Consider the following 447-nt stretch of genomic DNA (forward strand, 5'->3'; position numbering starts at 1 on the left):
ACCAAAAATGCCACGCGGCATGAATCCCGCTTTAACGCCTTGTTATGCTTCGACTTTCTATAAGCTCACAAACAGCTTCATAAACCTCTTCTTCGATTTCTTGTTTAGTTGGACTAATTTTCATCTTATTTAGTTTAAAAATTAGCCTGTCGTAAACAGAAATATCTACATAATGCAAGAAGAACGAAACTATCCAATATTTCCACACGTCATCATCACTACTTAAAATCAGCAACAAAGGTTCTACAAGCTCTAAATCTAACTGCAATAACCTTTGTGAAACAGGGTCTGCAACTGGCCAATTCAAGTCCTGCAAACACTCAAGCAACTCGTAAACATAAGGTGCTATTTCTTCGTTTGACAAAAACTTCAGTTGCTCGCAGGTTTCTAGATCTAACTTGTGTTTAGGAACAATTTTACTCATTTGACGTCCGATTAGATGCATAA

General features: G+C 36.9%; 1 protein-coding gene. It reads right to left on the reverse strand.

Annotation, left to right across the window (positions count from 1 at the left end; translation table 11 throughout):
• Positions 1-31: 31 nt before the first annotated feature.
• Positions 32-447: DUF5071 domain-containing protein (locus FC652_RS20270; protein WP_217904695.1), on the reverse strand; the 416-nt coding region annotated here is incomplete at its 5' end.

Source organism: Vibrio sp. 05-20-BW147, from assembly GCF_013369385.1.
In the GTDB taxonomy this organism is placed as follows: Bacteria; Pseudomonadota; Gammaproteobacteria; order Enterobacterales; family Vibrionaceae; genus Vibrio; species Vibrio floridensis.